This is a genomic window from Arenibacter troitsensis, from assembly GCF_900177645.1.
In the GTDB taxonomy this organism is placed as follows: Bacteria; Bacteroidota; Bacteroidia; order Flavobacteriales; family Flavobacteriaceae; genus Arenibacter; species Arenibacter troitsensis.
The window spans coordinates 184,693-197,814 of record NZ_FXAO01000002.1; the positions used below are offsets into that span (position 1 = coordinate 184,693).

General features: G+C 38.9%; 13 protein-coding genes. 10 read left to right on the top strand and 3 right to left on the bottom strand.

The window, feature by feature from the left end; translation table 11 throughout:
• Positions 1 to 62: 62 nt before the first annotated feature.
• The 8 genes from B9Y87_RS05455 to B9Y87_RS05490 all read left to right on the top strand — a co-directional run bounded on the left by B9Y87_RS05455 (position 63) and on the right by B9Y87_RS05490 (position 6,750).
• Positions 63 to 908, top strand: a complete 846-nt coding sequence (locus tag B9Y87_RS05455; RefSeq protein ID WP_085496973.1) for a universal stress protein — start codon at positions 63 to 65, stop codon at positions 906 to 908.
• Between the two features lie 12 nt (positions 909 to 920).
• Positions 921 to 1,334, top strand: coding sequence for a hypothetical protein (locus tag B9Y87_RS05460; RefSeq protein WP_085496975.1), 414 nt, complete (start codon positions 921 to 923; stop codon positions 1,332 to 1,334).
• A 71-nt stretch (positions 1,335 to 1,405) separates the two neighbouring features.
• Positions 1,406 to 2,305 carry a mechanosensitive ion channel family protein gene (locus B9Y87_RS05465; RefSeq protein ID WP_085496977.1) on the top strand — a complete coding sequence of 300 codons (900 nt, stop codon included), beginning with the start codon at positions 1,406 to 1,408 and terminating at the stop codon, positions 2,303 to 2,305.
• A 1-nt stretch (position 2,306) separates the two neighbouring features.
• Complete coding sequence (locus B9Y87_RS05470) at positions 2,307 to 3,152, top strand: ATP cone domain-containing protein (protein ID WP_085496979.1); 846 nt, start codon at positions 2,307 to 2,309, stop codon at positions 3,150 to 3,152.
• A gap of 3 nt (positions 3,153 to 3,155) precedes the next feature.
• Entirely contained in the window at positions 3,156 to 4,532 is a 1,377-nt protein-coding gene (locus tag B9Y87_RS05475) for an MBL fold metallo-hydrolase RNA specificity domain-containing protein (RefSeq protein ID WP_085496981.1), read from the top strand.
• A 61-nt stretch (positions 4,533 to 4,593) separates the two neighbouring features.
• Positions 4,594 to 5,022 (top strand): hypothetical protein, encoded by a 429-nt coding sequence (locus B9Y87_RS05480; RefSeq protein WP_085496983.1) that lies wholly within the window; start codon positions 4,594 to 4,596, stop codon positions 5,020 to 5,022.
• Positions 5,023 to 5,120: 98 nt separating this feature from the next.
• Positions 5,121 to 5,777 (top strand): hypothetical protein, encoded by a 657-nt coding sequence (locus tag B9Y87_RS05485; protein ID WP_085496985.1) that lies wholly within the window; start codon positions 5,121 to 5,123, stop codon positions 5,775 to 5,777.
• Complete coding sequence (locus B9Y87_RS05490; protein WP_085496987.1) at positions 5,758 to 6,750, top strand: 2-hydroxyacid dehydrogenase; 993 nt, start codon at positions 5,758 to 5,760, stop codon at positions 6,748 to 6,750. Before B9Y87_RS05485 ends, B9Y87_RS05490 begins: the two co-directional genes overlap by 20 nt.
• A 10-nt stretch (positions 6,751 to 6,760) precedes the next feature.
• On the opposite strand, the gene cls is transcribed toward B9Y87_RS05490, so the two are convergent.
• From cls to B9Y87_RS05505, 3 genes are all read right to left on the bottom strand, one after another.
• The gene (gene cls / locus B9Y87_RS05495) at positions 6,761 to 8,173 is read right to left on the bottom strand and encodes a cardiolipin synthase (protein ID WP_085496989.1); all 1,413 of its coding nucleotides are present in this window, start codon (positions 8,171 to 8,173) and stop codon (positions 6,761 to 6,763) included.
• 260 nt (positions 8,174 to 8,433) lie between these two features.
• Positions 8,434 to 8,985: a hypothetical protein gene (locus B9Y87_RS05500; protein ID WP_085496991.1), complete on the bottom strand. Its 552-nt coding sequence runs from the start codon at positions 8,983 to 8,985 to the stop codon at positions 8,434 to 8,436.
• Positions 8,986 to 9,425: 440 nt separating this feature from the next.
• Entirely contained in the window at positions 9,426 to 9,971 is a 546-nt protein-coding gene (locus B9Y87_RS05505) for a hypothetical protein (RefSeq protein ID WP_085496992.1), read from the bottom strand.
• A gap of 270 nt (positions 9,972 to 10,241) precedes the next feature.
• On the opposite strand from B9Y87_RS05505, the gene B9Y87_RS05510 reads away from it, so the two are divergent.
• Positions 10,242 to 11,654: an alkaline phosphatase D family protein gene (locus B9Y87_RS05510; RefSeq protein ID WP_085497542.1), complete on the top strand. Its 1,413-nt coding sequence runs from the start codon at positions 10,242 to 10,244 to the stop codon at positions 11,652 to 11,654.
• Between the two features lie 183 nt (positions 11,655 to 11,837).
• Positions 11,838 to 13,118: a mechanosensitive ion channel family protein gene (locus tag B9Y87_RS05515; RefSeq protein ID WP_085496994.1), complete on the top strand. Its 1,281-nt coding sequence runs from the start codon at positions 11,838 to 11,840 to the stop codon at positions 13,116 to 13,118.
• Positions 13,119 to 13,122: the final 4 nt, after the last annotated feature.

Here is a 13,122-nt window from a genome sequence, read left to right on the forward strand (position 1 = left end):
CCATTGTCATAGTAAATATGGCCAAACCCAATTATATTTAATAAAACTAAAGAAGCATTGAAATGGACAAAAGAATATTAATTCCTACCGATTTCTCCAAAAATGCGCTGAACGCTGCACGCTATGCCTTGGACCTTTATACAAAGCTCAATTGCGAATTCTATTTTTTGAACGTATTCCGGCTGACCAATTACACTACAAATACCTTAATATTGCCAGAACCAGGAAGTGCAGAATACGAAGCTGCCAAAGGGGCATCGGAGGAGGCTTTTATCAAGCTATTGGACATGCTGGAGTTACACCATGACAACCCAAAACATAGTTATCACACCATTTCTTCCTTCAATTTTCTCTCAGAGGCTATGAAACAGACCATTGATAACAAAGATATAGACCTTGTTGTAATGGGTACCCAAGGAGCTACTGGCGCCAAGGGAATCATTTTCGGAAGCAATACGGTAAATGCTATGGAGAAAATAAGGGAGTGTCCAGTACTGGCAGTTCCAGATGAACTGCGGTTTTCCATTCCCAAGGAAATTGTCTTTCCTACGAATTATAAATCCAGCTTTAGCCGAAAGGAATTGAATTATTTGATAGAGATTGCCAAGATGCACAATACATCCATAAGGGTTGTATACTTTACGAAAAAAACCACGCTTACCGAAGACCAAGAAAAACACAAACAACTCTTGGACGACATCCTCCAAGGTGTAGACCATAGCTTCCACACCGTACCGGATAAGGATGTTGCCCAGGGAATAACCTCTTTTGTTCAAAGTAGGAATAGCGACATGATCGCGTTCATTAACAAAAAGCATTTCTTGTTCAATAGTATATTTTCTAGACCATTGGTCAAAGAAATTGGTTATGATGCCACAGTGCCTATTTTGGCTTTGAACGAATCTTGAAAATACTGTATTATGAAAAATATTGGAATATGGATGGACAGGGAAAAAGCCCATATCATCCGGTTGGAGAACAAAGAAGAGAAATTGGAAACCATTTTTTCTGAGATGGAATTTTTTAATCGCAAGGGTACCTCCGGACCTAGGGTAAAATCTGGTGCAACCCAAGACGTTACACATGAGCGCACCTATCTGGAAAGGGAGAAAGCACAATTGAAATCATATTTTAAAAAACTTGCAGATGCCATAGGCGATGCAGATTCTATAGCGCTTTTTGGCCCGGCAGATACCAATGAAAAATTTAAAAAAGAACTACTGGAACACCACAAAGGCCTGGCAGAAAAAGTCAAAGCCGTAACCAAAGCCGATAGCATGACCGAAAACCAGACCAAAGCCTTGGTCAGGGACTTTTTTGGCCAAAAAAAATAGTTGGTTATTTTTTAATTGGGAGACCGCCTAAACAAAAATTGTTCTGGCGGTCTTATTTAAATCCATTGCCCATGAACAGTCCCTTGGACTTTATTAACGACCCTGTAGTATTACGAATTGCCAAACTTTTATTGTGGATACTGGCCATAGTAATTTTCATTGGGTTTCTTCGGAGGGTCTTAAAAAAAAGAATTGATAATGTCTCCGTTAGATATAAGGCCCAAAAAGGAGTAGAGATTATTGGCTACGTACTAATTACGCTCTTGATCCTAATGGCATTTACGGTAGAAAATATAAAGGACTATACTATTATTATAGGACTATTTACTGCTGGTATAACATTTACCCTTCAAGAATTGATTCTAAGTATTGCGGGATCCTTCTATATCTTTTTTGTAAAGGTCTATAAACCTGGTGATCGTATTGAAATTAACGGCATTAAAGGGGATGTCATTGATATAGATAGCATCTATACAACCTTAATGGAAATTGGGGAATGGGTGAGCAGTGACAATTATTCGGGTAGGATCGTCAAGATAAGCAACGCCTTTGTTTTTAAAGGCCCCATAAAGAACTATTCCATGGATTTCCCTTTTGTTTGGGACGAACTCAATATACTCATTACCTATGATTCTGATGTTGCCCTGGCAAAAAAACTGGTCCTGGAAAAGGCTACGGATTTCCTTTCCGAATACACTAAAAGCTCATTGGCCAAATGGGAGGAAATGGTGGAGCACTATTATATAGAAAATGCCAAAATTGCCCCTACCCTGGCCATTAGTCCGACGGACAACTGGATTGCGATAAACTTAAGATATATCACGGATTATAAATTAAGGCGTATTACGAAACACGAACTGTTCGAACAGATAGTACAGGCCCTTATGGCTACGGATGACAAAGTTAAACTTGCTTCCACCACCTTGCAACTACTAAAAATACCAGAATTGGATATTCATCTAAAGCAATGATATGGAAAAGGAATTGGACATTGAAATTCTAAAATCCTCTGGGGAACGGGCCAAATTTTCTTTGGACAAACTGCGTAAATCCCTAAAACACAGTGGGGCCGACCATAATCTAGTGGAACAGATCGTAGGACAGGTGAAGGATGAACTCTATGAGGGCATCTCTACCAATGAAATCTACAATAGGGCCTATGCCCTCCTGAAAAAGAACAAAGCGATCTTTGCGTCAAAATACAAACTAAAGAAGGCCATATACGAATTGGGACCAACTGGCTTTCCCTTTGAACGTTTTGTGGCCGCCATCCTGGAATATTCCGGCTACCACACTAGTGTAGATCAAATAATGAACGGTATCTGTGTTACCCATGAAATTGATGTAGTTGCAGAAAAAAATGGAACCGTCACTATAATAGAATGTAAATTCCACTCAGAAGAAGGTCGTAACTGCAACGTTAAGATTCCCCTATACATCCATTCCAGATATAACGATGTAAAAGCAAATTGGGCCACCAAAAAAAACGAAAGTAGGGAACTGGATAAAGGTTGGGTAGTAACCAACACACGCTTTACCAGCGATGCCTCAACCTACGGGAAATGTGTAGGGCTGAACCTCTTAAGTTGGGACCTACCCTTAAATGATGGACTTAAAGACCGTATAGATCGTTTAGGGCTTTATCCTATTACTGTATCCACCCTACTTAGCAATAGGGAAAAACAGTTTTTGTTGAGTAGGGATGTGGTCTTATGCAGGCAGCTTTGGAAAGATAAGTTCTTTTTGGACCATTTGGGAATCTCCAATACCAGGAAAGAAAAAATCCTGAATGAAATTAAACAACTTTGCAATCATTAGATCATGAATACTATCAAAATACATTTCCTAGGTGCTTCGGGAACCGTTACAGGCTCTAAATTCTACTTGGAAACCCCTAAATTGAATCTGATGATCGATTGTGGAATGTTCCAAGGACTAAAGGAACTACGACAACAAAACTGGAATCCCTTGCCCATAGATGTCTCTAAAATAGATTTGGTCCTATTGACCCATGGCCACCTGGACCATACAGGATACCTGCCCAGATTGTTAAAGGAAGGCTTTAAGGGAAAAATTGTTGGCACAGCCCCCACTTTGGCGATTACTCGAATAATTCTTTTGGATAGTGCCAAGATACACGAAGAAGAAGCCGAGCAGGCCAATAAGGAAGGATATAGCAAACATAACCCCGCACTCCCTCTTTACACGGTAAAAGACGCAGAGCGTACTATAGAATTATTCCAATCCAAGGAAAAGGACCAATGGATTAGCATTACGGAACACATTCGCTATAAATTTAGATATAACGGTCATATCATTGGAGCTACCTTTATAGAACTGGAAATCTTCGGAAAACTGTTCGTGTTTTCGGGAGATGTTGGCCGTTTGCAGGACAATCTATTAAAAAGCCCTGAACGTCCAAAATGGGCCGATTATCTTTTTGTGGAAAGCACCTATGGAAATAAATTACATCCTGAGGAAGACGTGGAGGGTATCCTTAGCGATCTCATAAAAACAACCATAAGGGAGAGGGGAAATCTGATCATCCCATCCTTTGCCGTGGAACGACTGCAATCGCTAATGTATCTACTTTGGAATTTGTACAAAAAAAACAAGATTCCCAATATCCCCATTTTTATAGATAGCCCCATGGGCAATAATGTATTGTCTGTATTTGAACAATTTCCACATTGGCATAAGCTACCTATGAACGAGTACCGTGCCATGTGCAATCATTTCAACATTATCACCTCCTATGGCGATACTTGGAAGACCATAGACGATCCAAGGTCCAAAATTGTAATTGCCGGAAGCGGAATGGTTACGGGAGGCAGGGTCCTTACTTATTTAAAACAGCTGATAGACCTACCATCAACGGCAATTTTATTGGTGGGTTTCCAAGCGGAAGGAACCCGTGGACGCCAACTGCTGGAAGGGGCCTATGAACTAAAACTGTTTGGAAAATATTATCCGATAAAGGCAAAAATCCATCATTTGGAAAGCTTATCTGCACATGCCGATCAAAGCGAGTTGTTACATTGGATGGAGGATATAGAAAATATTCCCGAAACAGTCTTCCTTATCCATGGGGAATCTACTTCCCTTGATGCCTTTAGGGTAAAGATCAAGGATGTTCATGGTTGGAATGTCCAAATTCCCAAACTCAACGAAATACAAGAAATATTTATCTCAAATTGAGATGACAAATCTCATTGCGAAGGTTTTTAAAAGTTCTTAACTTTATCCAAGATCCAAAAAAATGGAAAAGAAAAATACGGCCACAGATAACGGGAGGCAAGTTGCCCTGATGCACTGGAAAATCCAACAATGGAAATTAAGGTTTCAATTAATGGATGATGAAATTGTTTTTATAAAACGTTTATTGGATTCCAATGCTTTTAAGCCCAACATCCCTAACCTATTTGAACGCCTACAGGATTACAAATCCCGCTTGCAGGATATTGAAAATAGAAATGCGGCCGTAAGATCACAAATTTCATTGCACGAAAACAGTTTAGGCAGCGATCTGGATATAGCCGATAACTCCATTAGTGCTGCGGACGTTAAAAAGAATGATAGTCTTCAATTGGAGGTCGATGAATGTCAGGGGGATTACCAAAATTTGAAAAGCGAAATTTTCAATTATACGGGGAACATTCTTATTATGAACAAACCTGAAGTGAAATAATGGTTTAACTGACCAACGTCATATTATTTCATAAGCACAACCGCTACCTTTGCAACTATTCCTGAAATAAAAAAACCATTATTACAAAGGCTTATACCATGAAAAAAGTATTACTTCTATTCTCAATTTTACTAACGGCATGCTCTTCCACAAGTTTGGTTGAAAACTGGAAAAATCCGGACACCGTACTGTTCCATGCCAATAAAGTGTTGATAGTAGGAATGGCATCAGACCAGGAAGCCAGGACAGATTTTGAAACCAACATGCAAAAGGAATTTAGTAAACGAAATATTGAAGCCATGCGAAGCCTTGATGTTTTTGATGTTTCCTTTACCGATACCCGTAAGACCGAGAAAGAACTGGATGATGTGGAACAAAGCCTATTGGACAAGGATTTTGATGCCATACTATTTACAAAAGTTGTTGGTTCGGAGGATAAGGAAAGTTTTTTGAAATCCATTTCCAGGTGGAACAATTACCAAGGAAGATTTAATGACGATTATCTAAGTCACCAAGAAATCTATTACGACCAAGGATATTATGATAAATTTACGGTATACCATGCAGAGACTACACTTTACTGTATTTGTGAAGGCAAGGAAAGGTCAATGATTTGGAGAGGAAGTATAGACATCTCCGACCCCAAAAACATACAAAAAACCATTAAAGATTACATAAAACTCGTTGTAACGGCCATGGAAGACCAAGATCTAATTTTTATCAAAGAAGGAAAAAATGAAATTACTGGTCTATAGTGCTAAAGATTTTGAAATACCTTTTTTAAATGATGCCAATAACAAGATTCATAAGGTAAGTTATACAAAAGATGCCTTAAATTCCGAGACGGCCATCCAAGCGGTAGGGTATATGGCAGTTTCCATATTCTCCGGTGATGATGCCTCGTCTTTAGTGTTGGAAAAATTATCGGATCTGGGAGTTCGATATATTAGTTTGCGATCGGCCGGGTATAACAACGTACACCTAAAAACAGCACAAAAATTTGGGCTTAAGGTAGCCAATGTTCCGGAGTATTCCCCCTACTCCATTGCCGAACATGCAGTAGCCCTTTTGCAGGCACTAAACCGGAAGATTATTTTGGCCAATAGGCAGGTACACTCCTATAATTTCCTCCAAAACAACCTGATGGGTTTCGATTTGAACGGAAAGACTGTAGGCATTGTCGGAACTGGGAAAATTGGCAGTGTAATGGCCAAGATTATGAACGGTTTTGGTTGCAAGATATTGGCGAACGACCTTAAACCTGATTATAGACTAGTTCAATTATACGATCTTACCTACACTTCCTTGGACGAGATTTGCAAACAATCGGATATCATAAGCCTACACATACCACTCACACAAGAGAACTACTATTTGATAGATAAACAAAAACTAGCCCTAATGAAACAGGAGGTCGTTTTGATAAATACGGCAAGAGGGGCCTTGGTGGAAACTAAAGAATTGATAAATGCATTGGAAAAAAACGCCATTGGTGGCTACTGCACTGATGTTTATGAAAAGGAAATAGGATCGTTCTTTAAGGACAATTCTACAGCAGGAATCAAAGACCGTCTATTAATAAAGTTATTATCCTTTCCCAATGTACTGCTTACCCCCCACCAAGGTTTTATAACCAAGGAGGCGTTGACCAATATTGCCGAGGTTACTTTTGAAAATCTAAATAGTTGGGAAGAAGGTAAATCGTCCAAGAACGAACTGAGGTCTTGAAACGATCAATTCATAGCAAAGGACTAAATAGTTTTCCGAAACCTTCTTTAAGCCTTTCCCCCCAAGATCTTTTTATATGATCTTCATAGGTCAGCATTCTGCTAGAATAGGCATCCTTAAGAAAATCTTCCTTCAACAACTGTGCAAATGCGGCATCATAAACAATGGCATTTACTTCATAATTCTGTTCAAAACTCCTATCATCCAAATTGGCCGTACCTATGGTAGCAATGCTATCATCACTAACCATGATCTTACTGTGTAAAAATCCGTCTGGAAATAAATAGATCTTGATCCCGGATTTAAGAAGGGGTTCAAAATAAGACCGTACACTCCAACTTACTATTTTATTGTCCCCATTTTCCGAAACCATCAAACGCACGTCCACACCTCCCAGGGCAGCGGTCTGAAGGGCCTCCATTAATGCCTGTCCGGGAATAACATAGGGATTGGTAATAAAGAGATAATTTTTGGCCTTATTAATTATTGTAAAATAAGTTTGTTCCAACGAAGGAAAATCATCATCCGGTCCGCCGGAGACAATTTGGACGAGTTTACCTTTATTTTTTTCAATGGCTGCTTTTTCCATATCCAAGGGCAGGACAGGAATCGTCTTTTGACAAACCAAATACCAATCCATTGCAAAAACAAAATCCAAATGACTGGCGGCATTGCCCTCCAATCTTAAGTGCATATCGTGCCAATTGCCCAGTTCCACATCGCCCTTCAAGTATTTATCCGATACGTTTATGCCTCCGGTAAATGCCACCTTGCCATCTACTACAATAATCTTTCTATGATTTCTATAATTCAGGGAAGAAAAAAAACGCCCAAATTTGAACGGCAGAAAGGGATATACCTCAACACCAATAGCCGCTAATTTTTTTAAATAAGCCTTACTTAATGTAAAACTGCCTATACCGTCGTAAATCATTTTCACCTGTACCCCTTCCATAATTTTACGTTCAAAAAGCTGTAATAGCTTTTGTGCAAGTTCCCCTTCTTCAAAAATGTAGTATTGTAAATGTATTCTGTGTTGGGCACTTTCAAGGGCCTCAAAAATGGATTCGAAGGTCGTTTTTCCATCTTTTAGCAGTCGGAGTTCATTATTGTCCGTGGGAGGGAAATGTGAATTTCGGTAGACCAAGGTCATAAGTTTTTGGTACTTCCCACTCATAGAAGTCATGTGCTCCATTAAGGGCTCCGGCAAATTTAAAAAAGCCTTCTTTTTTAATTTCAACAACTTATTTTTTCTCCTATTTCTTCCCAGAAGTAGATAAAGGAACATTCCGCCCACCGGTATGGTAAAAATAGCCAGAAGCCAAGCCAAACTTTTTGAAGGTTTGGCACCGTGCAAAAGAATACTTATGATGATGGCTAGGGCAATAAGTACATAAAGACTAAGAAAAATGGCATTCCACATGTGTTCTTTATAATTAATTGACTGGGATAAGTGCAATTAACAAAGTTCGGAAATTGTGGTGTTTAATATATGATAATTATCAGCTTATGATAGCATAGAGTCATTAACACCTAACCCTTAAAGTATAGCATAACGAATATAAAACCCTCAAAACAGAATATTCTGTTTTGAGGGTTTTATACAGTTTATATAATATTTTTTCCCGTAATTGTGAAAACTAGTTATATGCCCGAATCTACGGAATTTTTGTATGACTTAACCTATGAATGGGCCAGTTTGCCTGTGAGTATGCCCGGGCCTTTAAAAAATTGTGCAATTGACCTGAAAAGTCCCATTGATTTATAAGGCACAAAATCAAACCGAAGAATAGTTTCCGGAGATTCCCCACCTGCAATGGTTAGTCCGTTAATTATCTCGAAGTCCAGAAACTTAATTCCGTCCGCACGTTCTTGATATCTATCACTATAAGTTATTTTACTTCCGGATTTGGCAAGATAAAATCTAAAGGTTCTATAAGAACCTGTTTCCAAGTTAAGAACGCTTTTGGATTTTAGAAAAAGTCCTGTATGCATACCTTTGATAGGTATGGCAGCCTGACCTTGGAAGTCTGTAATAAAATGCTCTTGCCCCTTTGTGTCAATAGCAGAAAACTTAGTAATGTTCAAATCCATTTCGGACACTTTCATATCAGTGGCGTAACCGTTCCTAAGCACCAAATCCTTTATACATTTTCCATCTGAATCCAATAGATACCTATCGGAAAGCAGTGGTACCACTTGCCAAGTCTTGGGATAAAAATTCATTTTTTTCATAACGAAGTAATTAAAGAATACGCTTACAAATTTATAGACATACACTTCCTCATGAAACAGCTGGATTTTCCAATTTATATGCTATTTTAACCACCTGTTAAATAATATTCTTAAAGCAATGTTAATATTTAGCACACTTGGACCAATACCGACAATTAGTACGTTAGAAGCTCCTAAAATTGTTGCGATATCCAAGAGGTTAAGCTGTAGGAAACAATAATTGTAATTGCAATTAATCCGGAATTCGCTATTGGGATAAAATTGATTTTCTAAAGCCTTTATTGGGTAGTATGATTGAAGCTATCTTCAAAAAAAGGGAGTTCGGTTTTATTTCGATACTAGGTGCATTGAATGATCGTCATACAGGGTATAAACCTAATTACAATAGTGTTTGGGCTGGCATTATGACATCTTGGGTGCAACCCTAATCCGCCTAACTTCTAAAAGGTAATATTTACGAACGGCAGTATGGGACTGGTATATACGCTTTCATCTTCCTTATACAACAAGTTGTACTTAGCCCCTACCGATATTTTTTCGTTTATATTCCATCCTAAACCTACGAAGAGTGCAGTGTCCCAATAATCATCCGTAACTTTTCCCGTAGGGGTCTCGGTTTTGGTATTCACCTTCAGCTGGGCAAATTCCAATAAGGTGGTCAGTTGCCTTATAGGCCTATATTGGGTTATGATGTTCGCTCCAAAAGTAGTGGTATTCTGCAAATCCTTGATAGAGGTATAACTGCCCTGTATTCCCCCACCTAGACTCACTTTATTACTTACTTCATACATTAAATTGGGAGCTAAACTAATATTGGTACCTCCAACAAAACTCAATCCAAACCCAAAACCAAATTTTAATCTATTTTCTGTTTTGGAGGTACTATCCACTACCGCGATATCTGTAGTCTGGCAAAATAAATGTTCACTGTATAGGAACACTACAAGAACAGTGTTCATGGTTAAAAGGAATCTATTCAATTTCATATTGGAGCTGTTAATGGTTGGTTCTATTTATAAGCTAAGTTTAGATTATTCAAGATATGGCTTTTTTTAACAGTATTCAATAATTATTTTGCTGCAAGGAACAATCAGGCTGAACCCCTTACTATTAAATCTGGAGTCTTGGCCATATATAAACCAAGGGAAGGAGCATCTTACATCCACAAAAGGGGAAGTGCTTATATACTATTAGGGTTTTAATAAATGGCATATATTTGATTTAGAATGTTATTTAAAATGATCAAAAAATACATCTTGAAAAATAATATTATTGCCTTAATAGGAACTTTTGTTGTACTGATTTCCAATGTACATGCACAAAATAGTGACCACGTATATTTTACCAACGGTTTTAAGATTGGGGAATTAACCCATAGCTCTGCAGTAGTATGGACCAGATTGTGTAAATCTGAAAAACCGGTACCCATAAAACATCAACAAAAAGGGGCTCCCTTCAGAAGTCCCATCGATTTTGACAATAATATGCCTGTAAATGAAATGGACGGGGCCGTGGAGGGTTCCTTCGGGCAGATAAGCATTGAAGTGCGTTCTAAAGATACGGTGATAAACACGCCATGGGAGTATGTTTCGGAGTATAAGGACTTTACTTTAAAACACAGAATTACAGGCCTTAAATCCAAAACTATACATACAGTGACCGTTAAGGGCAGAAAATCAACTGAATCGCCCATTACCGAAATACAGGGAAGGTTTACCACAGCTCCGCTGCCCACTGAGGTGGTACCGGTACTTTTCACCTCCTCCACTTGTCAATATTTTTGGTCTTATGACGATCCTAAAAGAGGGTTTAAGATATATGATAATATGCTTAAATTAAATCCGCTGTTCCACTGCCAAACGGGCGATTACGTGTATTATGACAAAGCTGGCCCCATGGCCTACAATTTGGAATTGGCAAGACATAAATGGCACGCCATTAATTCCTGGCCATCATTGAATAATTTCTACAATAATACCCCCCTTTACTTACAAAAGGATGACCACGATGTATTAAAGGATGATGCCATGCCCAACTCTACCCCTTTTGGAGAACTGAGTTTTGAGGATGGCCTGTTAATATGGAACGAACAAGCCCCGATTATGGATAAATCCTATAGAACCTTTAGGTGGGGAAAAGATCTACAAATTTGGATGGTAGAAGGCAGGGATTACAGAAGTGACAACAAGGCTCCAGACGGGGAAGACAAAAGCATTTGGGGCAAAGAGCAGATAGCATGGTTTAAACACTCGGTGGAAGCCTCGGATGCTACCTTCAAAATCCTTAGTTCACCCACTCCTGTGGTGGGGCCCGACAGGGCAAAAGGAAAAATTGACAACCACTCCAATGATTCATTTAAAACAGAAGGGGATTGGTTACGCAAATACCTTTACGAGCAAAAAATGTTCGTTATCAATGGGGATAGACATTGGCAATATGTGTCTGTTGATCCGGACACTGGACTGATGGAGTTTAGTCAAGGCCCCTCCAGCGACTCCCATGCCCAGGGATGGGATGCCAACGACATGCGCCCGGAGCATAAATTCTTAAGGGTCAAGGGCGGTTTTTTGGCCGTAAAAGTACATCGGGAAGGGAACACCCCTGTCATAGAGTTTATTCATTATGATGTTGATGGCAATATGGTGAACAAGGAAACCATAAGTAGGTAAAAATGAACCGTACATAAACGTTAAAGTCCATTGGTATTCCGGTATTGACATAGAATCCACTTATAATAGAAAAGTATAATGAAATAGCTTTTATGAGAAAGCTTCCACACTTTTTAACGAACTACTGCCACAACTGAACTGCAATCCTTATTTTTGTCAAGTATTCATTATTGCATTTTGGTCATGAACAACGGTTTAAGACGATTACTTTACGATTACCTTATCCAATCTGGTCTGGAAGCCAATACGGCCTCCTACCTAAATGCCCTAATACTTTTCATAGGAATAATTTTAGTGGCCCTTTTGATGGATTATGTGCTATGGAAACTATTCCGTTTCCTATCGGTGAGGTTCGCTAGGAAATCCAAGACCAATTTTGATGATTTTTTAGTGTTCAATAAGGTGCCCAGATTTGTGGCGCACATTATTCCCTTATGGTTGTTGTACCGATATCTTCCTTTGGCCTTTCTGGATTTTGAAAACACGGAAGGCATTATATTGAAGTTAATCGAAATACTTGCCGTAATACTGGTTTTGGTGCTGATTAGAAGCCTGCTCTTAAGTATCAAGGACTATTTTAAGACCTTGCCCCATATGAAGGACAAGCCTTTGGATAGCTATATTCAGGTATTTATGATATTCGCTTGGATAGGGGGCATTCTAACTCTTTTTGCGGTATTGACCGATATCACTATTTGGAAATTTTTTACCACCTTGGGAGCCGCCTCTGCCGTAATCCTTTTGATATTTAAAGATACCATTTTAGGCCTTGTTGCCAGTATACAAGTAAGTATTAACGACATGGTCCGTATTGGAGATTGGATAACCTTTGAAAAATTTGGGGCAGATGGCAATGTTACCGAAATTTCACTTGCCACGGTAAAAGTCCAGAATTTTGATAAGACCATTACCACAATTCCGACCTATTCTCTTATTTCGGATTCGTTCAAAAACTGGCGGGGAATGCAGGCTTCAGGAGGTCGTAGGATTAAACGCGCCCTACTTATAAAACAGAAAAGTATCAAATTCCTTACTGCAGATAATATTGAATCCTTAAAAGGCATACAGATAATTGCCAAGTATATTGAAACTAGAAATAGCACTATAGACACCTATAACCAAGAGCACCATATTGATAAGCAATTGGCCATAAATGGAAGAAACTTGACCAATATTGGCGTTTTTAGAAAATACGTGGAAACTTACCTCAAGAACCATTCTGCCATAAACCAGAATATGACCTTAATGACTAGGCAGCTACCCCCTACACCTCAAGGCATACCTTTGGAAATCTATGCTTTTAGCAGTGATAAACGTTGGGAAAACTACGAATATATAATGGCCGATATTTTTGACCATTTGTTGGCGGCGCTGCCCTATTTTGAGTTGGAAGTGTTTGAATTCCCAACCTCTTTTAATGATGGCTTGGATAAAGTGGCAAACGGAACGGAAGGGCCACAATAAAAGG

Coding starts and splice junctions, on each gene's coding strand:
- B9Y87_RS05480 (WP_085496983.1), top strand. CDS start 4,594: ATGGAAAAGAAAAATACGGCCACAGATAACGGGAGGCAAGTTGCCCTG.
- cls (WP_085496989.1), bottom strand. CDS start 8,173: ATGTGGAATGCCATTTTTCTTAGTCTTTATGTACTTATTGCCCTAGCC.
- B9Y87_RS05490 (WP_085496987.1), top strand. CDS start 5,758: ATGAAATTACTGGTCTATAGTGCTAAAGATTTTGAAATACCTTTTTTA.
- B9Y87_RS05470 (WP_085496979.1), top strand. CDS start 2,307: ATGGAAAAGGAATTGGACATTGAAATTCTAAAATCCTCTGGGGAACGG.
- B9Y87_RS05485 (WP_085496985.1), top strand. CDS start 5,121: ATGAAAAAAGTATTACTTCTATTCTCAATTTTACTAACGGCATGCTCT.
- B9Y87_RS05500 (WP_085496991.1), bottom strand. CDS start 8,985: ATGAAAAAAATGAATTTTTATCCCAAGACTTGGCAAGTGGTACCACTG.
- B9Y87_RS05455 (WP_085496973.1), top strand. CDS start 63: ATGGACAAAAGAATATTAATTCCTACCGATTTCTCCAAAAATGCGCTG.
- B9Y87_RS05460 (WP_085496975.1), top strand. CDS start 921: ATGAAAAATATTGGAATATGGATGGACAGGGAAAAAGCCCATATCATC.
- B9Y87_RS05465 (WP_085496977.1), top strand. CDS start 1,406: ATGAACAGTCCCTTGGACTTTATTAACGACCCTGTAGTATTACGAATT.
- B9Y87_RS05475 (WP_085496981.1), top strand. CDS start 3,156: ATGAATACTATCAAAATACATTTCCTAGGTGCTTCGGGAACCGTTACA.
- B9Y87_RS05505 (WP_085496992.1), bottom strand. CDS start 9,971: ATGAAATTGAATAGATTCCTTTTAACCATGAACACTGTTCTTGTAGTG.
- B9Y87_RS05515 (WP_085496994.1), top strand. CDS start 11,838: ATGAACAACGGTTTAAGACGATTACTTTACGATTACCTTATCCAATCT.